Annotated in this window: 23 protein-coding genes; 12 read left to right on the top strand and 11 right to left on the bottom strand. The window is 65.2% G+C overall.

Annotation, left to right across the window (positions count from 1 at the left end; translation table 11 throughout):
• Positions 1-19 precede the first annotated feature (19 nt).
• Positions 20-2,599 (bottom strand): ATP-dependent chaperone ClpB, encoded by a 2,580-nt coding sequence (clpB, locus tag L288_RS26660; RefSeq protein WP_021237205.1) that lies wholly within the window; start codon positions 2,597-2,599, stop codon positions 20-22.
• Between the two features lie 158 nt (positions 2,600-2,757).
• Positions 2,758-4,371 carry a M28 family metallopeptidase gene (locus L288_RS26655; protein ID WP_236613001.1) on the bottom strand — a complete coding sequence of 538 codons (1,614 nt, stop codon included), beginning with the start codon at positions 4,369-4,371 and terminating at the stop codon, positions 2,758-2,760.
• A 167-nt stretch (positions 4,372-4,538) separates the two neighbouring features.
• Here L288_RS26655 and L288_RS26650 point away from each other — a divergent pair, with 167 nt between their 5' ends.
• From L288_RS26650 to L288_RS26640, 3 genes are read left to right on the top strand one after another with little or no spacing between them, the layout of a single operon-like run.
• Positions 4,539-7,409, top strand: coding sequence for a M16 family metallopeptidase (locus L288_RS26650; RefSeq protein WP_021237203.1), 2,871 nt, complete (start codon positions 4,539-4,541; stop codon positions 7,407-7,409).
• A 23-nt stretch (positions 7,410-7,432) separates the two neighbouring features.
• The gene (locus tag L288_RS26645) at positions 7,433-7,735 is read left to right on the top strand and encodes a hypothetical protein (RefSeq protein WP_030539195.1); all 303 of its coding nucleotides are present in this window, start codon (positions 7,433-7,435) and stop codon (positions 7,733-7,735) included.
• 44 nt (positions 7,736-7,779) lie between these two features.
• Entirely contained in the window at positions 7,780-8,229 is a 450-nt protein-coding gene (locus L288_RS26640) for a MarR family winged helix-turn-helix transcriptional regulator (RefSeq protein WP_021237201.1), read from the top strand.
• A gap of 248 nt (positions 8,230-8,477) precedes the next feature.
• Here the strand turns inward: L288_RS26640 and pal are convergent, their stop codons facing one another.
• From pal to ybgC, 6 genes are all read right to left on the bottom strand, one after another.
• The gene (pal, locus tag L288_RS26635; RefSeq protein ID WP_021237200.1) at positions 8,478-8,993 is read right to left on the bottom strand and encodes a peptidoglycan-associated lipoprotein Pal; all 516 of its coding nucleotides are present in this window, start codon (positions 8,991-8,993) and stop codon (positions 8,478-8,480) included.
• Between the two features lie 77 nt (positions 8,994-9,070).
• A complete protein-coding gene (gene tolB / locus L288_RS26630) occupies positions 9,071-10,399 on the bottom strand; it encodes a Tol-Pal system beta propeller repeat protein TolB (protein ID WP_021237199.1) in 1,329 nt (442 codons plus the stop codon).
• A complete protein-coding gene (locus L288_RS26625; RefSeq protein ID WP_021237198.1) occupies positions 10,396-11,376 on the bottom strand; it encodes a hypothetical protein in 981 nt (326 codons plus the stop codon). Before L288_RS26625 ends, tolB begins: the two co-directional genes overlap by 4 nt.
• Before the next feature lie 21 nt (positions 11,377-11,397).
• The gene (gene tolR / locus L288_RS26620; protein WP_021237197.1) at positions 11,398-11,877 is read right to left on the bottom strand and encodes a protein TolR; all 480 of its coding nucleotides are present in this window, start codon (positions 11,875-11,877) and stop codon (positions 11,398-11,400) included.
• A gap of 148 nt (positions 11,878-12,025) precedes the next feature.
• Positions 12,026-12,745, bottom strand: a complete 720-nt coding sequence (tolQ, locus tag L288_RS26615) for a protein TolQ (protein ID WP_021237196.1) — start codon at positions 12,743-12,745, stop codon at positions 12,026-12,028.
• Positions 12,742-13,212: a tol-pal system-associated acyl-CoA thioesterase gene (gene ybgC, locus L288_RS26610; RefSeq protein WP_021237195.1), complete on the bottom strand. Its 471-nt coding sequence runs from the start codon at positions 13,210-13,212 to the stop codon at positions 12,742-12,744. The genes tolQ and ybgC overlap by 4 nt, the downstream gene beginning before the upstream one ends.
• Positions 13,213-13,408: 196 nt before the next feature.
• On the opposite strand from ybgC, the gene L288_RS26605 reads away from it, so the two are divergent.
• Entirely contained in the window at positions 13,409-14,287 is an 879-nt protein-coding gene (locus tag L288_RS26605) for a 3-hydroxybutyryl-CoA dehydrogenase (RefSeq protein WP_021237194.1), read from the top strand.
• Positions 14,288-14,297: 10 nt separating this feature from the next.
• Here the strand turns inward: L288_RS26605 and pspF are convergent, their stop codons facing one another.
• Positions 14,298-15,305: a phage shock protein operon transcriptional activator gene (gene pspF, locus L288_RS26600; RefSeq protein ID WP_031303983.1), complete on the bottom strand. Its 1,008-nt coding sequence runs from the start codon at positions 15,303-15,305 to the stop codon at positions 14,298-14,300.
• A 177-nt stretch (positions 15,306-15,482) separates the two neighbouring features.
• Between pspF and L288_RS43595 the strand changes: the two genes are divergently transcribed.
• From L288_RS43595 to L288_RS26565, 8 genes are read left to right on the top strand one after another with little or no spacing between them, the layout of a single operon-like run.
• Positions 15,483-15,656: a hypothetical protein gene (locus L288_RS43595; protein WP_021237192.1), complete on the top strand. Its 174-nt coding sequence runs from the start codon at positions 15,483-15,485 to the stop codon at positions 15,654-15,656.
• Positions 15,657-15,688: 32 nt separating this feature from the next.
• The gene (gene pspA, locus L288_RS26595) at positions 15,689-16,357 is read left to right on the top strand and encodes a phage shock protein PspA (protein WP_021237191.1); all 669 of its coding nucleotides are present in this window, start codon (positions 15,689-15,691) and stop codon (positions 16,355-16,357) included.
• Positions 16,358-16,360: 3 nt separating this feature from the next.
• On the top strand, positions 16,361-16,627 hold the full coding sequence (gene pspB / locus L288_RS26590; RefSeq protein ID WP_021237190.1) for an envelope stress response membrane protein PspB: 267 nt from the start codon (positions 16,361-16,363) through the stop codon (positions 16,625-16,627).
• A gap of 1 nt (position 16,628) precedes the next feature.
• Positions 16,629-17,009 carry an envelope stress response membrane protein PspC gene (gene pspC / locus L288_RS26585; protein WP_021237189.1) on the top strand — a complete coding sequence of 127 codons (381 nt, stop codon included), beginning with the start codon at positions 16,629-16,631 and terminating at the stop codon, positions 17,007-17,009.
• Positions 17,010-17,036: 27 nt separating this feature from the next.
• Positions 17,037-17,288, top strand: a complete 252-nt coding sequence (locus L288_RS26580; RefSeq protein WP_030539203.1) for a hypothetical protein — start codon at positions 17,037-17,039, stop codon at positions 17,286-17,288.
• Between the two features lie 23 nt (positions 17,289-17,311).
• Positions 17,312-17,539, top strand: a complete 228-nt coding sequence (locus L288_RS26575) for a hypothetical protein (protein ID WP_021237187.1) — start codon at positions 17,312-17,314, stop codon at positions 17,537-17,539.
• Between the two features lie 41 nt (positions 17,540-17,580).
• Positions 17,581-18,018 carry a SufE family protein gene (locus L288_RS26570; protein WP_021237186.1) on the top strand — a complete coding sequence of 146 codons (438 nt, stop codon included), beginning with the start codon at positions 17,581-17,583 and terminating at the stop codon, positions 18,016-18,018.
• Between the two features lie 51 nt (positions 18,019-18,069).
• Positions 18,070-18,558 (top strand): hypothetical protein, encoded by a 489-nt coding sequence (locus L288_RS26565; protein ID WP_021237185.1) that lies wholly within the window; start codon positions 18,070-18,072, stop codon positions 18,556-18,558.
• Between the two features lie 110 nt (positions 18,559-18,668).
• On the opposite strand, the gene ggt is transcribed toward L288_RS26565, so the two are convergent.
• Both ggt and L288_RS26555 read right to left on the bottom strand, forming a co-directional pair.
• On the bottom strand, positions 18,669-20,369 hold the full coding sequence (ggt, locus tag L288_RS26560) for a gamma-glutamyltransferase (RefSeq protein WP_021237184.1): 1,701 nt from the start codon (positions 20,367-20,369) through the stop codon (positions 18,669-18,671).
• Between the two features lie 55 nt (positions 20,370-20,424).
• Positions 20,425-21,462: a quinone-dependent dihydroorotate dehydrogenase gene (locus tag L288_RS26555; protein ID WP_021237183.1), complete on the bottom strand. Its 1,038-nt coding sequence runs from the start codon at positions 21,460-21,462 to the stop codon at positions 20,425-20,427.
• Between the last annotated feature and the right edge of the window lie 94 nt (positions 21,463-21,556).

Genomic DNA, 21,556 nt, shown 5'->3' with positions numbered 1-21,556 from the left:
GGGCAGGAGCATGGAGACATCACCCCACGCTCAGCTTGAGCGCGCCATCGCCTTCATCCACGCGCACCGTTGATCCATCGGGCACTTCGCCGCGCAGGATCAGGTCCGCCAGCGGGTCTTGCAGATATTTCTGCACCGCCCGCTTCAACGGCCGGGCACCATAGATCGGATCGTAACCGACCCGCCCCAGCCACGCCCGCGCGCCGTCCGTCAGGTCCAGCGTCACCTTGCGGTCCTTCAGCAGCTTCGCCACGCGTGCGACCTGAATGTCCACGATGGGCGCCATATGGCTCGGACCCAAGCGGTGGAACAGGATCACCTCGTCCAGCCGGTTCAGGAATTCCGGCCGGAAATGGGCGCGGACGATGTCCATCACCTGGTCCTCGACCTTCTCCACAGGCTCGTCATCGGCAAGGCCCGCAATGAACTGGCTGCCCAGGTTCGATGTCAGCACGATGATCGTGTTGGTGAAGTCCACAGTGCGTCCCTGCCCATCGGTCAGGCGGCCATCATCCAGCACTTGCAGCAGCACGTTGAACACGTCGCCATGCGCCTTCTCCACCTCGTCGAACAGCACGACCTGATAGGGCCGCCGCCGCACTGCTTCGGTCAGCACGCCGCCTTCCTCATAGCCGACATAGCCCGGAGGCGCGCCGATCAGCCGGGCGACCGAGTGCTTCTCCATGAACTCGCTCATGTCGATGCGCACCATCGCGCTGTCGTCGTCGAACAGGAATCCGGCAAGCGCCTTGGTCAACTCCGTCTTGCCGACGCCCGTTGGCCCCAGGAACAGGAACGACCCAAGCGGCCGGTTCGGGTCCTGCAAGCCAGCCCGCGACCGGCGCACGGCTGTCGACACGGCCTTCACCGCATCGGCCTGCCCGATGACGCGCTTGCCCAGTTCCTCTTCCATGGCGAGCAGCTTCTCCCGCTCGCCTTCCATCATCTTGTCGACGGGGATCCCGGTCCAGCGCGACACGACCGAGGCAATGTCCTCGCTCGTCACTTCCTCGCGCAGCATCGCGCCCTCTGTCGCGCCTTCCGCCTCGGCGATCTTGCGCTCCAGCTCGGGAATGCGCCCATAGGCCAGCTCGCCCGCCTTGGCGAGGTCGCCCGCCCGCTGCGCCTGCTCCAGCTCCACACGCGCGGCGTCCAGCTGCTCCTTGAGCTTGCTTTCGCCCGCAATCTTGTCCTTCTCCGCCTGCCAGCGCTGCGTCAGCGCCGCCGACTGTTCCTCCAGATTGGCGAGATCTTCCTCCAGCGCCTCCAGACGATCCTTCGACGCCTTGTCAGTCTCCTTGCGCAATGCCTCGCGTTCGATCTTGAGCTGGATGATCCGCCGGTCGAGCGTCTCGATCTCTTCCGGCTTGCTTTCCACCTCCATGCGCAAGCGCGACGCGGCCTCGTCCATCAGGTCGATCGCCTTGTCGGGCAGGAAACGGTCGGTGATGTAGCGGTTGGACAGCGTCGCCGCGCTGACGATCGCGCCATCAGTGATCCGCACCCCATGGTGCAGCTCATATTTCTCCTTGAGGCCCCGCAGGATGGAGATGGTGTCCTCCACCGTCGGCTCGCCCACGAACACGGGCTGGAACCGCCGCTGGAGCGCGGGGTCCTTCTCGACATATTTGCGATATTCATCCAGCGTCGTCGCGCCGATGCAGTGCAACTCGCCGCGCGCCAGCGCCGGTTTCAGCAGATTGCCCGCATCCATCGCGCCTTCGGATTTGCCCGCGCCGATCAGCGTGTGCATCTCATCGATGAACAGGACGATCTGGCCTTCGCCAGCCTTCACTTCATCCAGAACGCCTTTCAGCCGCTCCTCGAACTCGCCGCGATATTTCGCCCCCGCGATCAGCGACCCCATGTCGAGCGCCATCAGCGTGCGGTCCTTCAGCGTGTCGGGCACGTCGCCATTGGCGATGCGCAGCGCGAGGCCCTCCGCGATCGCGGTCTTGCCCACGCCCGGATCACCGATCAGCACGGGGTTGTTCTTGGTCCGCCGCGCCAGGATCTGGATCGTCCGGCGAATTTCCTCGTCACGGCCGATCACCGGGTCCAGCTTGCCTTCACGCGCCGCTTCCGTCAGGTCGCGGGCGAATTTCTTGAGCGCGTCATAGCGATCCTCCGCACCTGCCGTATCGGCCGTGCGCCCGCCGCGCAGACTGTTGATCGCCGCGTTCAGCCCTTCCGCCTTCACGCCCGCCGCCGCCAAAGCCTTGCCCGCCGCCGTCGTGGTGGCGAGGGTGAGCGCCAGCAACAGCCGCTCGACGGTGACGAAGCTGTCGCCCGCCTTGGCCGCGACCTGCTCCGCGCTGTCCAGCACCCGCACCGCATCATTGTCGAGGCCGGGGGTCTGCTGCGCTCCGCTGCCGGACACGGCGGGCACCTTTGCCAGCGCCGCGTCGGTCTCCCGCGCCGCCACGGCGGCATCGCCGCCCGCCGCCTTGATCAGGCCGGACGCCATGCCCTGATTATCCTCCAGCAGCGCCTTCAACAGATGCTCCGGGCTGATCCGCTGATGGTTCATCCGAATTGCGACGGTCTGGGCCGACTGTAGGAATCCCTTGGCGCGGTCAGTGAATTTTTCGAGGTTCATGAGCTAACCCTTCGTGAAACTTGCCCGGATGTAATGTGGCATAAAAGACACACAAGAGGCGCTACGCAAAATTCCTTAGACTGATACTCCATGTTCCTGCGAAGACGGAAACCGGGTTCAGAAGGCGGAACCAGGCTCCTGCCTTCGCGGGGTGAGCTTTACGGTTTGGCCGCCTTCGCCGCGTCCGGCGCAAAGGCGTCGCCAAAGAAATCTCCCTTGTACCAGCGCGGCGCTTGCGGCTGGTCCGCGATCTCGCGCGCGATGGCATAGTTGACCCTGGCGAACTTGGCGGCCGCGTCCCAGTTGAAGGGCAGGCTCATCTGATCGGACGGCTGGTGATAGTCGGTCTTGAGGAAATGTTCGAACGCCTGCCGTCCGGGTCCCGCAAAACCCGTCATCAGGAAGACCGCTGGAACGCCTTCCTGCACGAAGCGATAATGGTCGGATCGCGTGAACAATCCTTCGGCGGGCAGCGGGTCGGGAGAGAGCGAGACGCCCTCCGCTCCCGCCGCCTTCGCGACGACCGGCCCAAGCGTCGAATGCTCCGCGCCAAAGGCCACCACATCCTGAAAGTCATAGGTCAGGATCGGCATATCGAGATTGACCACGCCCACCAGCTTGCCGCCCTGCGGCAGCACCGGGTTTTTCGCAAGGAATTGCGATCCGAGCAGGCCGTCCTCCTCTGCCGTGACCGCGGCGAACAGGATCGACCTTTTGGGCCGGTGGCCGCTTTCAGCGAAGGCCTTCGCCACCGCGAGCATGGTCGCGACGCCGGACGCATTGTCCATCGCGCCATTGTATATCTTGTCCGCGCCCGGTGCGCTGTCCTTGACGCCCAGATGATCGAGATGCGCCATCAGCAGGACATATTCCTGCCCCAGCACGGGATCGGAACCGGGCAGGATGGCGACGACGTTGCGGCTGGGCGCGGTGGCGGCGCTGCTGGACCGTTCGATGCGGACGGACGGCTTGAGCGCGAAGCCCCTGGGCCTTCCGCCCTTTTTCGCAGCCTGCGCGCGCAGGGCGCCAAGCTTGTGGCCCGATCCGGCCAGCAATGCGTCAGCGGCCGCATCATTGACTGTGGCGGTGATGCGGATGCCGGGGGTGCGGACGAAAGGCTGGCTGTCCGTCTCCAGCCAGCTGACAGCCGGTTCCTGCGCCCGGCTCTTGATCTTCGTCCAGGATGTGCGGCCCAGCATGGCGTCGGTGGGGATGGTGATCAACCCGATGGCGCCCGCTTCCTGCGCGGCCAGCGCCTTTTCGGCGGCCAGATGCGCGCCGACTTCGCTGGGCATGCCGACGGGCGAGCCGGACAGCGCCACCGCGATCTTGCCTTTCAGGTCGAGCCCGGCATAGTCGTCTATCTTCTCCCGCGCGGATTTCAGGCCATAGCCGACGAACACCGCCTGGGCCTCCAGCGCCTGCTGCGGTTCCCGGCCGAAGGGAGCGATGGCGACGTCGCCGCCATTGTCGAACCGCCTGCCGCCGATGGTGAGCGAGGCTTTCCTGTCCCCGGCCAGCCGCGCGACCGACAGCGTCACCGGTTGATACCAGCTGTCCCGGACCGCCTGATGCAGGCCCAGCGCTTCGAAGCGGGCGGCGACATAGCGGGCCGCGATGTCATAGCCGCGCGTCCCGGCGTCGCGGCCTTCCAGCAGATCGTCCGACAGGAAGGCGACATCGGCGCGGATCTGTCCGGCGGATATGGCGGCGGGCTGCGCTGCTGCGGCCATGGGCACAGCGAGCGTCAGGGCAAGGGCGGGCAAGATCATCAGGGGGCGCATCGGCGTGAACCTTCTTATGTTTGAAGCAGATAGCCTATCGCGCCTGTTCCCGCTGTCCAGCCTAATGCATATTGCGCCGTGAAAGCCGCTCGCTATGCTGCCATGGCCTGCCGCTGTTCCTTGCGGCCTGATCCCGACCTTTGATGAGGGCGCTCATGTCATTTCTTCCCCTGTCGCGCCGCGTGGCATTGTCGCTTGGCCTGTCCTCATTGGCCCTTCCGATCCTGGCCGTTCCCGCGCTGGCGGCCGCGCCCGCTCCGGCCGCCGCCCCCGCGCCGCTGTCCCGCCTCGTCGCCGCGGTCGACATTCCCTATGAGCAGTTCACGCTGAAAAACGGGCTGCGGGTCATCGTCCATACCGATCGCAAGGCGCCGGTGGTGGCGGTGTCGGTCTGGTATCATGTTGGATCGCGCTTCGAGCCCAAGGGGAAGACGGGCTTTGCTCATCTGTTCGAACATCTCATGTTCTACGGGTCGGAAAATGCCGATGGGCCGTTCTTCGGAAGGCTGGAGGATATCGGCGCGACCGACTGGAACGGCACCACCTGGTTCGACCGCACCAACTATTTCGAAACGGTGCCCACGGGCGCGCTCGACCGGGCGCTGTTCCTTGAGTCCGACCGGATGGGCCATCTGCTGGGCGCCGTCACCCAGGCCAAGCTCGATACCCAGCGGGGCGTCGTCCAGAATGAAAAGCGCATGGGCGAGAATGAGCCCTATGGCCTCGTCGAATATGCGCAGCTCGCGGCCCTCTTGCCCGAAGGTCATCCCTACCGGCATTCGACCATCGGTTCGATGGCCGACCTGAACGCCGCCAGCCTTGCCGACGTGCAGAACTGGTTCAAGACGCATTACGGTCCCAACAACGCCGTGCTGGTGCTGGCCGGGGACATCGACGTGCCCACCGCCAGGGCGAAGGTCGAAAAGTGGTTCGGCAACATTCCCGCGGGGCCCGCGCCCAGGGATGTGGACGCATCGGTGCCCACGCTCGACAAGGATGTCGAAAAGCTGATGCACGACAATGTCGCGGCGACCCGGCTTTACCGCAACTGGATCGTGCCGGGGGTCAATTCGGCCGACCTGCCGCAGCTTGACCTTGCCATGGCGGTGTTTGGCGGCCTCAAATCGTCCCGCCTCGACAATATATTGGTGCGGCAGGAAAAGGTTGCGGTCGGCGTCAAGGCCAGCATCCAGCCGTTCGAGAAGCTGTCCATCGCTGAGATCACGGTCGATGTGAAGCCGGGGCAGGACGCCGTGGCCGTCGGCAAGCGGCTCGACCAGCTGCTCGCCGATTATCTTGCCAGGGGGCCGGCCGCCGACGAAGTGCAGCGCGCAGCGACGCAGCAGCTTTCGGGCACGATCGCCGGTCTGGAAAAGGTCGGCGGCTTCAGCGGCAAGGCGGTGACGCTGGCCGAAGGCGCGGTCTATTCGAATGATCCGGGCAAATATAAGAAGGATCTGGCCCTCTACGCCGCCGCGACGCCGCAGTCCGTTGGCGACGCCGCGCGCAAATGGCTGGGACGGCCGGTATTCCGCCTGACCGTCGCGCCGGGAGAGCGGTCGGCGGAGGATAATGCGCTGGCGGGCAATGTGACGCATCATCCCGCTTATTTCCGCGATCCGGGCAAGCCCGCGCCGGTCGCAGCCACCCCGCCGCCGCGCACGAAGGTCGCCGAACCGCCGATCGAGCCGGTCAAGGATCTGGACTTCCCCGATGTCGAACAGGCGAAGCTGAAAAACGGCATCCCGGTCGTCTTCGCCCGCCGCGCCACCGTTCCGGTGGTTCGGGTTTCTGTCTCCTTCGACGCTGGCAATGCCGCCGATGACAAGGCCAGGCTGGGCACGGCGGCGCTGACCACGGCCCTGCTGGACGAAGGCACGAAAACGCGCAGCTCGGTGCAGATCGCCGAGGAGCAGGAGCGGCTGGGCGCGTCGATCGGCGCCAGCAACGGCATGGATGCCACCAATGTCGGCCTTTATGCGCTCAAGCCCAATCTCGACGCGTCGCTGGGCCTGCTCGCCGACATCATCCGCAATCCCGCCTTCGCGCCTGCCGAGGTCGAGCGGCTTCGCGGTCAGTTGCTGACCCGCATCGCCGCTGAAAAGACCGAGCCGATGCCGATCGCTCAACGTCTGCTGCCGCCATTGCTCTATGGCGGGGCGCATCCCTACGGCATTCCTTTCACCGGCTCCGGCACGGAAAGCGGGGTAAAGGCGGTCACGCGGGCGGATCTGGCGGCGTTCCATGACAGATGGATGCGGCCTGACAATGCGACCATCTTCGTGACCGGCGACACCAGCCTTGCTGAAATCATGCCGCTGCTGGAAAAGCGCTTTGGCGACTGGAAGGCTCCGGCGGTCGCCAGGGGCACGAAGCTGTTCCGCATGGATCGCATGATGCGTCCCGCGCGGATCGTCCTGGTGGACAAGCCGCAAAGCCCGCAATCGATGATCCTTGCGGGCCTGCTGACGAACAAGCAGGGCACCGATAATCCCGTGACCCTGCTGACCGCCAATGAAGTTCTGGGCGGCAGTTCGACGTCGCGGCTGATCATGGACCTGCGGGAAAGCAAGGGCTGGGCCTATTCCGCTGGCAGCATGCTGCCGGGGGTGAAGGAAACGATCCCGCTGCTGGTCTATGCGCCCGTGCAGACGGACAAGACCGGCGCGTCCATCGCCGCCGCGCGCAAGGACATAGCCGATTTCCTGACCACCAAAGGCACCACAGAGGCCGAACGCAACCAGACCATCAACAGCCAGATATTGTCGCTGCCGGGCAGCTTCGAAACCTCGTCCGACCTGATGGCCGCGATGATGCGCAACCGCCTGCTGGGCCGGCCGGACGACTTTTACGAAAAGCTGCCCGGCCTTTACCGGGCGATGACGGCGGCCGATCTCGACAAGGCAGCGCGCGAGGCGATCGATCCTGATCGGTTGATCTGGGTTGTCGTGGGCGACGCGAAGCTGGTCCGGCCGCAGCTTGACGCGGTGGGCTTGCCCGTCGAAATGGGAACACTTGCCGACTGATGGCAGCTCAAGGAGATGGAATGATGGCGAATGTCGATGGCGCTTATGACTGCGTGGCGAAGACGCCGCTGGGCGATCAGAAGGGGGTGTTCACGGTCATCAGCTCCGGCAACAGCTTTCATGGCACCTTTGCTGGCATGATGGGGTCGCTGGACGTCGATGAAGGCAAGGTGGACGGCGACAAGCTCAGCTGGAAGATGAACATGACGCTGCCCATGCCGATGACCATGGAATGCGAAGCGGTTGTGGACGGCGACACGATCAACGGCACCATGCAACTGGGCGCATTCGGCGCGGCGGGCTTTTCCGGCACCCGGCGCAAGTGAGGGGCGCTGCCGACCGTGACTGACAGCGCCGCGCGTCCTTCCTGATGTCCCGGTCCGTCCTGACGCACGCACTGGTGCAGAAGATGCCGCAGGTGGCGCGAAGCTGGCGGCATCTGGCGGACCAGGCATTGGCGGAGTTGCGGGTTTCGGCCAGCGCTGGATGGTGCCTGGTGCATCTCGCCCGGCTGGGGCCGGATGTGCGGCAGGCGGACCTCGCCGACGAACTGGGCATCACCCAGCCATCGCTGGTGCGGACGCTGGATCAGCTCGCGGCGATGGGGCTGATTGAACGCCTTCCCCATCCGCAGGACAAAAGATCGAACCGCGTCGAATTCACGCCTGCGGGGCGGGACCTTGCCGGACGGATCGAGGCGCGCCTGGGCGATCTGGCGCGCGATCTGTTCGACGGCGTTCCCGACGCCGCGGTCGAAATCACCGTCAACATGATGGAACTGATCGCCCGCCGCATCGCCGAGCGCCGGGGGCAGGCTTAGGGACTGCTCCGGCCGGGATAAAGCGTGACCTGCCGTGACCGCGCGCCCCGACCGTTCGGGCTGAGCGAAGTCGAAGACCCCGCCTGAGCGCAGCGAAGGCTCCGACTTCGCTCAGCCCGGACGGAAATGGAGAGGGGAAGCCGTTATACTCACGCCCCACAGTGCGCGGCGGTCAAGCCCCGCCAATGGAAAAGCCCGCCGGTCCACTCACCGGCGGGCTCCCTAAAGCCTGGCGCGACCCGTAGGCTTTAATATTGGACAGTCACGGTGACGGCCCGGCGGTTCTGCGCCCAGGCGGATTCATCCGAACCCAGCGCGACCGGGCGCTCCTTGCCATAGCTCACCGTGTTGATCCGGCTGGGGTCGATGCCCAGCGAAGCGAGATAGTTTTTCGCGGCGTTGGCGCGGCGTTCGCCCAGCGCGATATTATAGTCGCGCGTCCCGCGTTCGTCGGCATGGCCTTCGATCGTGACGCGCACATTGGGGTTCTGTTGCAGCCAGGCGGCCTGGCTCTGGAGCGTCTGCTGGTCCTGCGCATCGACATCATATTGGTCGGTGCCGAAGAAGATGCGGTCAGACGAGACGGAGGCGACGAAATCCTCCTGGCTGCCCTTGACCGGGCCGCTGGTGGTTCCCGTGCCGGTGCCGGTCTGCGCGCTGGTATCCCCGGCGGGCGGCGGCGGCAGGTCCTTGGGCGCCTTCTTCCCGCATGCGGCCAGCGCGAGGACGGAAGCGGCGATCAGCAGGGGGCGGGACAGTTTCATCGGCATCTCCTTTGGAGCGAGTGGGAATCCGCGGCGGCGCTAAGATCGTTACGCCGCCGGGACGATAGAGTTCCATGTCAGGGAAGCAAAGGGCCCCAGGCGGGGTCGGAACCGCTGAGCGGCGTGGGGATGCGCCGCTCGTTCACGCCGGTCAGGTCGACCTGCCACACCTGGCTGCTGCCTTCGCGACCGGGGGTGGTGCGGAAGAATTGCAGCACGCGGCCATTGGGCGACCAGGTCGGCTGTTCGTCCTGCCAGCCATTGGTCAGGATGCGCTCATTGTCGCCGGTTGGCGTCATGACCGCGATCTTGAAATCGCCGGAAATCTTGGTGAAGGCGATCAGGTCGCCGCGCGGGCTCCATTCGGGCGTGGCATAGCGGCCGCCGCCATGGCTGATCCGGCGCTGGCCTGAACCGTCAGCGTTCATCACATAGATTTGCTGGCTGCCCGAACGGTCGCTTTCAAAGACGATCCTGGTGCCGTCCGGCGAATAGCTGCCGCCGACATCGATGCCCGGCGCGGTGGTGAGCCGTGTGGGCGTTCCGCCGCTGGCGGGCACGCGATAGATGTCGGTATTGCCCGCCACCGCCATGGAAAAGAGGATGTTGCGCCCATCGGGCGACCAGCGCGGCGCGAAGGTGGGATTGTTGCTTTCCGTCACCAGCCGCTGCCTGCCAGTGCCAATGTCATAGACATAGATGCGCACCCGGTTGTTGAGGTAGCTCACATAGACGATCGACTTGTAATCCGGCGAGAAACGCGGGGTAAGGGCGATCGACTGGCCATTTGTGATGAAGCGGTGGTTCGCGCCGTCGCTGTCCATGATGGCCAGCCGCTTGGTGCGATTCCCCTTGGGGCCGCTTTCCGCGATATAGGCGATGCGGCTGTCGAAGAAGGGGCTTTCTCCCGACAGGCGGGCATAGATGGCGTCGGCGCATTTATGCGCGGCGCGCCGCCAGTCGCGCGGTGCGACGACATAGCCCTGCCGCGTCAGTTCCTGCTTGAGCGCGACATCGTAGAGATAGCAGCCCACGGTGATGTCCGCCTCGCCGCCCGTGGTGCGGACGAACCCTTGCACCAGCGCCTGGTAAGCGCCCCATTTGTCATAGGCCGGATTGGTGACTTCCGGGAAGGCGATGGCGGGAACGCCGCCGGGGCCGGACGGATCGAACAGGCCCGACCCCTTGAGGTCGGTCGCGATGACTTCGGCGATCTTGCGGCCAAGTTCGGTCGAGGACCCGGCCGGGGTGGAAACTTCGGCCTGCGGCGGCAGGGCTGGCACGACGATCTTGAGGTTGCTGTCGATCTCGCCAGTGACGTCGACCGACAGCTGCGCCTGGACAGGCGCGGCCACGAAAGCGGCCGCGAACATCACGGCCAGGGCAGATAGTCCAAAAGCTTTCATCGCGCCTTCCTTGCATAGACTCTGAGCGGCTTGAGCCATTTCCATTGGTCGTAATATTCCGAAGGCAGGTTCTGGAAGGGCGACGCCTGCAACACTGCCTGGATCGCCCGTTCCTTGTAGACGGAAACCTGCGGGCGGTTGCTGTCATTCACGCCCTGCACGTCGATCACTTCCGGCCTGCCGACGACGCGGCCATTGCGGTCGAGCTTCACGTCCAGCAGCGCCACGAGCAGTTCGACATCGGCCCCCGACGGCAGCCGCAGATGCGGATAGATCTGATTGCTGATCACATTGTTGAGCGCCGCCTTCTGCGCCGGACCCATGGCTGCGGCGGGGGGCGGCGCAGGCGTGCGCGGCGCGTCAGCGCTGGTATCGATGCCCTTTAGGAAATCCTTGCCCAGCAGGGAACCGCGCGGCTTCTGCGCCTTGCCCTCGCCGGACGCGCGGGCGGGGGCGTCCGCCTTCGGCGTGGCCTTGGACTTCGATGGCGCAGGGGCCGGGGCTGCCGCCTTGGGCTTGGGATTAGTCGGCGCAGGCTTCGATTTCACTGCCGGCTTTTCGGGCGCCGGTTTCGGCCTGGACGCCGGTTTTTCAGGCGCGGGCTTGGGTTTTGGTTTGGGCGCGGCCTTGGGCACGTCCTTCTTCGGCGGAGCAGGCTTCGGCGGAGGAGGCGCGGGCGCGGGCGCGGGAGCAGGTTCAGGTTCGGGTACTGGCGCAGGTTCCGGCACTGGCGCGGGTGCGGGCGCGGCGTCCTCGGCGGGACCTTCCTCCGGCGCAACGCTGGGGGGCGGCGGCTGCATCGACACCCGTGGGGCCATCGATTCCAGCGCGACCTCGTCCACCAGGCTGACGTCCATCGGCGGCGATTTGAGCTTCAACGGATTGGGCGTGGCGAGGAAACCGGCCGACAGGAGCCCGAACAGCAGCACATGCCCTGCGGTCGCGACGCCAAGCCCTATTTTCTCCGCCCGCTCCATAGCCACGAGTCCCTATGGCTCCTATTCTGAACCGCTGCTGACGGATGCGGACGGGCCAGGGCCATTCTCCGCCCCGGTGCTGACCAGCGCGACCTTGTTCAGCCCAGCGCGGTTCAACTCGCCCATCACCCGCATCACCCGCCCGTAATCCAGCGCCGTGTCGGCGCGCAGGAAGATCTGGGGCGGATCGGGCTGACCGGCATTGGCGGCCATGATCTCGCCCAGACGGCTCGGCAGATCGGCATCGCTCACCTGATCGTCATCGATGAAGATCGCGCCGTCCCGGTCCACCGACACGACCGTCGGCTTCTGGTCCTGGTCCAGCCCCTTGGCGCGCGTTTCCGGCAGATTGACCGGAACGCCCGTCACAAGCAGCGGCGCGGTCACCATGAAGATGATGAGCAGCACCAGCATGACGTCGACCAGAGGCGTCACATTGATGTCCGCCATCGGCGCGCGCCCGCGTCCCCGGCGGCCGGAAGGAGGCCCGGACATGGCCATCAGGCGTGCCTTTCCGAAAAGAAGGCCATAGGAACCCCCGGTCGGGCTGAGCCTGTCGAAGCCTTCTGCTGAGCCGCAGGCGAAACGCCTTCACGTCGTTCAGGCATGGCCTTCGACAAGCTCGGGCTGAACGGAGAAGGACAGATCATCACCGCTGCGCCTCCAGCTCGCGGCTCAGCGTCGAATAGAATCCGTCGGCGAAACGGGTGAGCTTGGCTTCCATGCGATTGATGCCGTGGCTAAAGCGGTTGTAGGCGATCACCGCCGGGATGGCCGCGAACAGGCCGATGGCGGTGGCGAACAGGGCTTCGGCGATGCCAGGCGCGACCACGGCGAGCGAGCTGTTCTGTTCGGCCGCGATCGCGGTGAACGCCCGCATGATGCCCCATACCGTGCCGAACAGGCCGACGAAGGGGGCGACCGAACCAATGGTGGCCAGGATGTTGAGGCGGTCCGACAAGCGATCGACTTCGGCCGCGATCGTGCTCGACATGCTGGTGGACAGCCGGTCGCGCGTGCCTTCGCGATCGATCACTTTCTGCGCGGTGGAGCGGCGCCATTCGGTGACCCCGGCGGCCATCACCTTGGCAGCGGGGAAGTCGGCCTTGCCACGCGCCTCATAGAAGCGGTCGATATCCTCCGCCTTCCAGAAATCCGCCTCGAACGCGCTGCTCTGGCGGCTGGCCCGGCGCAGGGTGAAGGTGAAGCCGATGATCATCGCCCAGGTCCAGATGCTGGCAAGCAGAAGCCCCAGCATCACCACCTTCACGACGATGTCCGCCTGTAGGAACAGGGCGAGCGGCGAAATGGTGGCGGCTTGCGCGGCGGCGCCGGCTGCTGCGCCAACGTCGGGCATCATGAGGCTCATGGGTTGATGTCTTCCCCTTTCATCAAACGGCTGAAAATATCGATCCAGGGCTTGGGTTGCCTTTGCGGGCGGCCCTGCTGAGTCAGGAAGGCGACCGAGACTTCGCCGTCCGTCAGTATTTCCTCCCCGCGCCTGACTCTCTGATGAATGACGCAGCTTGCCGCGCTGAAAGCGGTGAGGCGGCTTTCCACCAGCAGGTCATCGTCCAGGCGCGCGGGGCGGCGGTAGCTGATCTTGATATCGGTGACGGCATAGACGCCCTCGCCCGCTTCATGCGTGGCGCGCTGGTCGATCCCGGCGACGCGCAGCATGTCCGACCGCGCCCGTTCCATATAGCGCAGATAATTGGCGTGATAGACGAGGCCGGACAGGTCCGTGTCCTCGAAATAGACGCGCAAGGGAAAAAGATGCGCCGCACCGGCGAACCTTCCGGTCGCCGGAACGGGCATGGGCTCAGAAGCGGACATGCGCGGCCTTTTAGCCATCCTGCGGCCAAGGCGCAAAGACGGAAATGAGGTCCGTCAAACCATCCTGCCGGGCGGGCAGGGCTTTCCGTCCCGCCGCGTGCCGCTTGCCCCGATTGCCCGGACTGTAAAAGCGCTGGCCGCGTCCGCGCCTTGCCGCTAGGGGATCGGCAAAATCAATCCTGGCGGAGGCAAGGCTATGGCGGAGATCCGGGTTATAGGCGTTATCGGCGCTGGTCAGATGGGCGCTGGCATCGCGCAGGTGTCGGCGCAGGCGAGCTATGACGTCATCCTGTGCGACGTCGATCGCGCGCGCGCCGAAAAGGGCCGCGACGGCGTGGCGAAGCAGCTCGCCAAGGCGGTGGAGAAGGGCAAGCAGAGCCAGGCTGACATGGACGCGGCAATGGCGCGCATCCGCGTCAGCGGTGATCTGGCCCCCCTTGCCGAAGCGCAACTGGTGATCGAAGCGGCGACCGAGCGTGAGGACATCAAGCGGACGATCTTCGCCAATGCCGCCGCGTTGCTCTCGCCGGGCGCGATCATGGCGTCCAACACCTCCTCCATTCCCATCACGCGGCTGGCGCAGGCGGTGCCGGACAAGGAGCGTTTCCTGGGCGTCCACTTCTTCAATCCGGTGCCGGTCATGGCGCTGGTCGAAGTCATTCGCGGCCTTGCCACCTCTGACGAGGCCGTGGCCGCCGTGCAGGCTTATGTCGAGCGCCTCGGCAAACAGGTAGTGCATGCGTTCGATGCGCCGGGCTTCGTCGTCAACCGCATCCTCCTGCCCATGCTCAACGAAGCGGTCTTCGCGCTCGGCGAGGGCGTGGCCACCATGCAGGATATCGACACCGGGGTGCGGCTGGGCCTCAATCACCCGATGGGTCCGCTGACTCTGGCGGACTATATTGGCCTCGACACCTGCCTGGAGGCGATCAACGTGCTCCAGACGACGACGCGCGACCCCAAATACCGGCCCGCGCCGTTGCTGGTCAAATATGTCGAGGCGGGCTGGCTTGGCCGCAAGACGGGCAGGGGCTTCTACGACTATTCGGGCGCGGAGCCGGTGCCGACGCGCTGAGCCTCTCCTCCTAGCCTGCGGTCAGGCCATGTTTTTTCAGGCAGTGTCGCAATTGATCGTAGGTGAGGCCCAGGCCCTTGGCCGTCGCGCGCTGGTTGTGGCGATGGCGTTGCAGCGCCGCCCGGACGATCGCCGCCTCATGCGCGTCGACAGCGGCCTTGAGGTCGCTGATCGCCTCAAGGCCGGACACATCGGACACGGGCGGCGCTTCTGGTGAAGGCGCTGGCGTCCCGCCCGCAGGCTTCCAGGGCGAAGCGAAGGGATCGAAGATGATGCGCGCCACGGGCTGGGCGGGTTCGGTCCAGCGATAGACGGCGCGTTCCACGACATTGCGCAATTCCCGCACATTGCCGGGCCAGGGATGCGCTTCAAGTTCTGCCATAGCGTCCGGCGTGAAACCCGGCCAGCGCGGCCAGCCAAGTTCTGCCGCCATCCGCCGCCCGAAATGGTCGGCCAGCACCGCGGCATCGCCTTCCCGCGCGCGCAGCGGGGGAAGGGTGATCACCTCGAAGCTCAGCCGGTCGAGCAGGTCCGCGCGGAAACGCCCGGCGGCGGCGGCTTCCGGCAGGTCCTCATTAGTGGCCGCGATGATGCGAACATCCACCATTTTCGCCCGCGAAGCGCCGATGCGGGTCACTTCGCCATATTCCACCACGCGCAGCAGCCGTTCCTGCGCCGCCATCGACAGGGTGCCCAGTTCGTCGAGGAACAGCGTGCCGCCGTCCGCCTCCTCGAACCGGCCAGCGCGGGCCCGCGCCGCTCCGGTGAACGCGCCCTGTTCATGGCCGAACAGTTCCGCCTCGATCAATGTTTCGGGCAGCGCCGCGCAGTTCATGACGATCAGCGGCTCGCCCCAGCGCGGGGACAGGCGGTGCAGCCTTTCCGCCACAAGTTCCTTGCCGGTGCCGCGCTCCCCGATGATGAGGACCGGCCGGTTGAGTTCGGCCGCCCGGCTCGCCTGCTCGACCGCGTCGAGGAAGGCGAGGGACTCGCCGATGAATTGGCTATTCTTCTCCATTCCCAACATATGGTGAAAAATGCCATATGATAGCAAGGCGTCTGGGGCGAGACGGCCGCGAAAAAGTCAAAATGCCTGATTTCCGGCCATGTCTCTCATTTGGCACGGGCCATGCAACGTTGAGCGCAAGCCGTCAGCAAGGCGGCGCCGCATTGGCAGTCAGCAGGGAGATAACTCATGGACACGGACAATGAAGAAAGCGGAGCAAAGGGCAGGCTCCTGTTCATCGCCTTCGCCGCCATCCTGTTCGGATCGACCATGATTCTTTCCGCCGCCGGTCCCGCAAAGGCCAGCGAAGCCGCCGTCCTGACCTGTGGCGATGGCCCGCTAATCTTGCGCTATCTGGCCTGACGCGCCCCGATTTCCTGAGGAGTGAAGTTCACATGGGTATCTTTTCCCGCACCCGCGACATCATCGCCGCCAACGTCACCGACCTGCTCGACCGGGCGGAAGACCCGGCGAAGATGATCCGCATGATCATCCTTGAGATGGAGGAGACGCTGGTCGAAGTGCGCGCATCGGCCGCCCGCACCATCGCGGACCAGAAGGAAATGCGCCGCCACATCGGCAAGCTACAGGCGCTTCAGGACAACTGGACCGAAAAGGCGCAACTGGCGCTCAGCAAGGACCGGGAGGATCTGGCCAAGGCCGCGCTGGTCGAAAAGCAGAAGGCGGCCGACATGGCGGAGCAGCTTTCGCACGAGATCGAGGTGCTGGATGAAGCGCTGCGTGCTTCGGAAGAGGATATCGCCAAGCTGCAAGCCAAGCTGCGCGAGGCCCGCACCCGCCAGAACAGCCTGGTGACGCGCATGGAAAGCGCGCAGAACCGGCTGCGGGTCCGCGAAGCCTATGCGGGCGAGAAGGTGAATGATGCCTTTGCCCGCTTCGACATGCTGGAACGGCGGGTCGACATGGCCGAAGGGCGCGCCGACGCCATGGGCATGGGGCAGCAGCGCCGCACGCTGGAGGATGAGATTGCCGAGCTTCAGTCCTCCGACAAGGTCGATGCCGAACTTGCCGCTCTCAAGGCCAGCATGAACAAGGGAGAATGACGCATGGAGGACGTGTTCCTGCCCATCATGATCTGCGGCATGCTGTTCATCGGCATGCCCTGGCTGATCCTGCACTATTCCACCAAGTGGAAGCAGGCGCCCAAGATCACCGATGAGGATGAGCGGCTGCTGGACGAACTGCACCTGCTCGCCCGGCGGCTGGAGGACAGGTTGCAGACGGTCGAACGGATCGTCGCGGCCGACAATCCCGACTTCCGCCCCGCGCGTCCGCCACAGGACGATGACTATGATTTCGACCGGAGGAACTGACATGAGCGGCCGCCGCACCAAATTCTACCTGGACAAGCAGAATGGCAAATGGCTGGGCGTCTGTTCCGGCATCGCCGACTATAGCGGCATCGACGTGGTGTGGGTCCGCGTCGGCGCGGTGCTGCTGACGCTGATGGGGGCTTTCCCCTGGTCGCTGATCGCCTATTTCGCCGTCGCTCATTTCGCCGAGAACAAGCCGGCGGGCCTCTATGCCGACCGGGATGACGAGAAATTCTGGCAGGGTGTGCGCACCAATCCGGCGCGTTCGGCGCGCGATGTCCGGTCCAAGTTCCGCGACATCGATCGCCGCCTGGCCGACATCGAAACCCATTATACCAGCCGCAACACAAGGCTGGCCGACGAAATCGACAGCCTGCGCTGAGGCGCTGGACAAGGGAGGCACTCATTCATGAACCCGTTTGAAATGGTGGTCGCGATCGTCGCCATCGCCGCTGTGGCAAGCGTCGTCCGCGCCAAATATGGCATCGTCCGCCGTCATCGCGGCGAGGAATTGGTCCAGCGCGGACCCGACCCCGAAGCCGAGCGGCTGCGGGCAGAAGTGAAAGCGCTGAAAGAGCGGGTCGCCGTGCTCGAACGGCTGGCGACCGACAGCGGCAGTGCGCTGGAACGCGAGTTTGACAAGCTGCGTGAGCGTGACTGACGGTACGATGGAGGAGGGTCGATATGCAGGAGCCCCTTTCGATTTTCATTGTTTCTGTGAGCAGCCTGCTGGGCCTGGCGATCGTCGCGGTGGCGGGATTGCGCGGGTGGAGCGGCTGGCTGGAGCTAAAGCGTGCGGAACTGGGACGGCCGGACGCCGGGCCGCCCAACGCCAGCGCGCGGATCGAGGTTGCGGACCTCAAGGAACGCATCCGCAAGCTGGAGGCGATTGCCGCCGGGGTCGATATCTGATGTCTTGAAAAGCAGCTTTGCAGGGCTGCTTTTCCCCCTATATGGCGGATATGACCGACCAGCCCGCCCTCGCCGATCTTCAGGAAGAATATGAATTTCTGGACGCGGACGACCGTTACCGGCTGTTGATCGACCTTGGCCGGGCGCTGGAGCCCATGCCCGATGCGCTCAAGACCGACGCGACGCTGGTGCGCGGTTGTTCGGCGGCGGTGTGGGTCTATCCTACGGTGCTGGACGATGGCCGGCTGCATTTCCTGGCTGACAGCAATGCCGCGATCACCAAGGGGATTATCGCCCTGGTGCTGCTGACGGTGCAGGACCGTTCGCCTGCGGAAATCAGCGCGACCGATATCGAACAGGCTCTTGCGCCCTTCGATCTCAGGAATCAGCTCAGTTCCAATCGCACCCAGGGCATCCCCAACATGATCGCGCTCATCCGCCAGACGGCGGCGCGCTACGCCTCGCCCACGGAAACCTGACGCCTGCGGGGCGTTCTCCTTCCGTAACGGAACGGAATAAGGAGAAGCGCTATGCGCGGCATCATGGCGCTGGCGGCGATCGGGCTGATGACGGCCTGCTCGTCCGGTGAGAAGGAACCGACCCAGCGCGAACAGATCGGCCAGCAGTGGAAATATGAAGGCGGGGAGGGCGCGAAACCCAAACTCGCCTATATCGGCAGCACGAACAGCGTTTCCACCATGACGGCCCCCGACAGCTTTTCCGTGCTGCTCGTCCAGCCGTTGAAGGAGGGCGGAGCGCAAGTGACCGTCAAGCTGGTTGGCGCGCCGTTCACCTGCGACTTGTCCGACTGCCATGTCACGGCGGTGACGGACGATGGGAAGACGCATGAATGGAAGGGCCGCATGACGGAGAACAAGGACGGCATCGAAGTTCTGCCCGCGTCGAAAGCCTATGAAGCGATACGGAACAGCAAGACCGTGAAGGTCAAGCTGGTGGTAGGGCCCAAGGACAAGAGCTTCCCCTTCACCTTCAATGTCGCCGGTCTGAAATTGGGTTAGAACGCCAGCCCCGTTAATTAGGAGCCGTTCGGGCTGAGGCTGTCGATGCCCCTGCCTCTGCGAAGCGAAAGCCTTGGGCAAGATCAGGGCGAACGGGCAGAAGCCCGCCGTCACTCCTGCAAGGATACACCGGGACTGCGCGGATCGGCGGCCCCGGTCCAATGGCCGTCGCTCCCGCGCTCTGCGGCGTTGGCCTTGAGGCCCATCGGAGCGACGGTCACCTTATGCCCCAGCCGCTCCAGCGGAGCCTTCATCGCCTCCAGCGACGTGCCTTTCTCAAGCACGAGGCCATCGGCATTGAAATATTCTAATCCAAGTGCGATTGATTCTTGCGCTGACAAGCCCCAGTCGAAATGGGCGATCAGCGCCTTGGCGACCTGCATGATGATGGTGCGCCCGCCCGCCGCGCCAATGGTGAAGACCGGCGTGCCGCTCCTGTCATAGACGATGGTCGGCGACATCGACGACAGGGGGCGCTTGCCCGGCTCTACCCGGTTGGCGACGGGCGCCCCGTTCCTTTCGGGCGTGAAGCTGAAGTCGGTTAGTTCATTATTGAGAATGACCCCGTCGGCGATCAGCTGACTGCCGAAAAAGCTTTCGATCGTGGACGTCCAGCTGGCGATATCGCCGTCCTTGTCCACCGCGACGAAATGGCTGGTGCCGCTTTCGGGTTGCGGCTGGGCCGGGGTGCGCGGCTCCGCCATCGGCGGTGTGCCCGGCGGATAGCTTCCGCGCGCGTGATCCAGGGAGATCAGCGCCGCCCGCTGCCTGAGATAGCGGGGGTCGATCAGCCCCGCGACCGGCACTTTCACGAAATCGGGATCGCCCAGCCACGTGTCACGATCGGCATAGGCAAGGCGCATGGCTTCGCCGATGACGTGCCAGGATCGCGGATCATCCTTGCCCCAACGGGCGACCGGGAATTGTTCCACCATGCCCAATATTTGCAGCACGGTGATGCCGCCCGCAGAGGCCGGACCCATGCCGCAGACCGTATAGACGCGATAAGGCCCGCAGACCGGTTTGCGCGGCTTGGCCTGATAGGAGGCAAGATCCTCCAGCGTAATCGGCACCGGGTTTTTGGGTGCGGAGGTGACGGTCTTGGCGATCGCCTCGGCCGTTTTTCCCTTATAGAAGGCATCCGGTCCTTCCGCCGCGATCCGGCGGAACAGGTCGGCCAAGGGCGGATTTTTGAGCATGGTGCCGATCGGCGCGGGCGCTCCGTTCACCCAGAAATATTTCTGTATCTCCGGGAAATCGGCCCAGATCGGGGCCACCGCCTTCATCGCCGTATCCAGCCGTTGGCGTACCTCGAAACCTTCGGCGGCCAGGCGGATGGCCGGATCGAACAGCCGTGCCCAGGGAAGCTTGCCCCATTTCCGGTGGGCCATCCAGGCGAGACGCAGATTGCCCGGCACGCCCACCGAATAGCCCCCCGGCCAGGCGTCGCGGAAGGCTAGCGGCTTGCCGTCAGGCCCCAGGAAACGGTCAGGCCGCGCGGCGGCAGGCGCGGTTTCCCGGCCGTCGATCGATTCGAGCAGGCCGGTCTCGCCATCATGATGCATCAGGAAGCCGCCGCCGCCGATGCCGCTATTGTGCGGTTCCACCACGTTCAGCGCCAGCATCATCGCGATGGCGGCGTCGGTGGCGCTGCCCCCTTCGCGCAATATCTTCTGACCGGCCGCCGCCGCGCGGGGATCGGCGGCGGACACGGTAGCACTGAGCGAGACAGCTTCCCGCGCCTGCGCAGGCTGGATGGGGAGCAGGAACAGGGCGAGGATGGCCAGCGGCCGGGCAAGTCGCGACGTCATGGCCGCACCCTAGCCTTGATCCTGCCTGGGGCAAGCCGCTGATTGCCTTGCCGGATCAGGCGTCGACCCCTACGGCCTCGCTGACATGGGAAAAGCCATCGCGGGCCAGCAGCGCTTTCAAGTCGCGGGTGATCCGCCGGGGCAGGGCCGGCCCTTCATAAACGAGGGCGCTGTAAAGCTGGATCAGGCTCGCCCCGGCACGCAGCCGGGCATAGGCCTGCTCTGCCGTAGCGATGCCGCCCACACCGATCAGCGGCAGGCGCTTGCCCAGGATGCGGCGGAAGTCGCGCAGCCGCTGCAACGATAGACCGGTAAGCGGCGCGCCCGACAGCCCGCCCGCTTCCCCCGCCGCTTTCGATCGAAGTGGCGGGCGCGAAATGGTCGTGTTGGATATGATCAACCCATCCACGCCATGGTCGAGGCAGGCGGCGGCGATATCCTCCACATCGGCCTGATCCAGATCGGGCGCGACTTTCAGGAAAATCGGCGTGCGGTCAGCGCCGCGCGCCGCCATCACGGCGCCGAGCAACTGATCCAGCGCCGCGCGATCCTGCAAGGCGCGCAGCCCCGGCGTATTGGGAGAAGAGATGTTGACCGTCAGATAGTCGGCAAGGGGCGACATGCAGACGACGCCGGTCACATAATCGGCGATCCGGTCGGCCGCATCCTTGTTCGCGCCGATATTGATGCCGATGACGGCGCCGCCGGGCTGACGGCGCTTGGCGATCCGTTCGGCCGCCGCTGCCTGGCCGCCGTTGTTGAAACCCATGCGGTTGATGACCGCGCGGTCCTCCGCCAGCCGGAACAGGCGGGGCTGGGGATTGCCGGGCTGCGGCAGCGGAGTCAGTGTCCCCAGTTCGGCAAAGCCGAAACCGAAGCCGTGCATCTTGTGTGCGACCAGCCCTTCCTTGTCATAGCCCGCGGCAAGGCCCACCGGGTTGGGGAAGCGGATACCGGCGATTGTCTGGGCCAGAATCGGGTCTTCCTTCACCGCTGCGGGCGCGGGCATCATCCGCAATAGTGCTATGGAAAGATTGTGCGCTTGCTCAGCGTCCATGGAAAAGAAAATGGGGCGGGCCAGACGATAGAACATGCGCGCGCTATGCCAGCGGATCGCGCCTGCGTCGAGTCGCTGTTGCGGCAGTGCAACAGTTGATCCGGAACAATGACGGCATGCCGGAATCTGC

Source organism: Sphingobium quisquiliarum P25 (assembly GCF_000445065.1).
GTDB classification, from domain to species: Bacteria; Pseudomonadota; Alphaproteobacteria; order Sphingomonadales; family Sphingomonadaceae; genus Sphingobium; species Sphingobium quisquiliarum.
Note: the sequence above shows the minus strand (reverse complement) of the source record. Positions and strands in the feature narration are given on the sequence as shown.

Excerpts from the sequence above, each read along its gene's own strand:
- clpB (WP_021237205.1), bottom strand. The coding sequence starts at position 2,599 with ATGAACCTCGAAAAATTCACTGACCGCGCCAAGGGATTCCTACAGTCG.
- L288_RS26655 (WP_236613001.1), bottom strand. The coding sequence starts at position 4,371 with ATGATCTTGCCCGCCCTTGCCCTGACGCTCGCTGTGCCCATGGCCGCA.
- L288_RS26650 (WP_021237203.1), top strand. The coding sequence starts at position 4,539 with ATGTCATTTCTTCCCCTGTCGCGCCGCGTGGCATTGTCGCTTGGCCTG.
- L288_RS26645 (WP_030539195.1), top strand. The coding sequence starts at position 7,433 with ATGGCGAATGTCGATGGCGCTTATGACTGCGTGGCGAAGACGCCGCTG.
- L288_RS26640 (WP_021237201.1), top strand. The coding sequence starts at position 7,780 with ATGTCCCGGTCCGTCCTGACGCACGCACTGGTGCAGAAGATGCCGCAG.
- pal (WP_021237200.1), bottom strand. The coding sequence starts at position 8,993 with ATGAAACTGTCCCGCCCCCTGCTGATCGCCGCTTCCGTCCTCGCGCTG.
- tolB (WP_021237199.1), bottom strand. The coding sequence starts at position 10,399 with ATGAAAGCTTTTGGACTATCTGCCCTGGCCGTGATGTTCGCGGCCGCT.
- L288_RS26625 (WP_021237198.1), bottom strand. The coding sequence starts at position 11,376 with ATGGAGCGGGCGGAGAAAATAGGGCTTGGCGTCGCGACCGCAGGGCAT.
- tolR (WP_021237197.1), bottom strand. The coding sequence starts at position 11,877 with ATGGCCATGTCCGGGCCTCCTTCCGGCCGCCGGGGACGCGGGCGCGCG.
- tolQ (WP_021237196.1), bottom strand. The coding sequence starts at position 12,745 with ATGAGCCTCATGATGCCCGACGTTGGCGCAGCAGCCGGCGCCGCCGCG.
- ybgC (WP_021237195.1), bottom strand. The coding sequence starts at position 13,212 with ATGTCCGCTTCTGAGCCCATGCCCGTTCCGGCGACCGGAAGGTTCGCC.
- L288_RS26605 (WP_021237194.1), top strand. The coding sequence starts at position 13,409 with ATGGCGGAGATCCGGGTTATAGGCGTTATCGGCGCTGGTCAGATGGGC.
- pspF (WP_031303983.1), bottom strand. The coding sequence starts at position 15,305 with ATGGAGAAGAATAGCCAATTCATCGGCGAGTCCCTCGCCTTCCTCGAC.
- L288_RS43595 (WP_021237192.1), top strand. The coding sequence starts at position 15,483 with ATGGACACGGACAATGAAGAAAGCGGAGCAAAGGGCAGGCTCCTGTTC.
- pspA (WP_021237191.1), top strand. The coding sequence starts at position 15,689 with ATGGGTATCTTTTCCCGCACCCGCGACATCATCGCCGCCAACGTCACC.
- pspB (WP_021237190.1), top strand. The coding sequence starts at position 16,361 with ATGGAGGACGTGTTCCTGCCCATCATGATCTGCGGCATGCTGTTCATC.
- pspC (WP_021237189.1), top strand. The coding sequence starts at position 16,629 with ATGAGCGGCCGCCGCACCAAATTCTACCTGGACAAGCAGAATGGCAAA.
- L288_RS26580 (WP_030539203.1), top strand. The coding sequence starts at position 17,037 with ATGAACCCGTTTGAAATGGTGGTCGCGATCGTCGCCATCGCCGCTGTG.
- L288_RS26575 (WP_021237187.1), top strand. The coding sequence starts at position 17,312 with ATGCAGGAGCCCCTTTCGATTTTCATTGTTTCTGTGAGCAGCCTGCTG.
- L288_RS26570 (WP_021237186.1), top strand. The coding sequence starts at position 17,581 with ATGGCGGATATGACCGACCAGCCCGCCCTCGCCGATCTTCAGGAAGAA.
- L288_RS26565 (WP_021237185.1), top strand. The coding sequence starts at position 18,070 with ATGCGCGGCATCATGGCGCTGGCGGCGATCGGGCTGATGACGGCCTGC.
- ggt (WP_021237184.1), bottom strand. The coding sequence starts at position 20,369 with ATGACGTCGCGACTTGCCCGGCCGCTGGCCATCCTCGCCCTGTTCCTG.
- L288_RS26555 (WP_021237183.1), bottom strand. The coding sequence starts at position 21,462 with ATGTTCTATCGTCTGGCCCGCCCCATTTTCTTTTCCATGGACGCTGAG.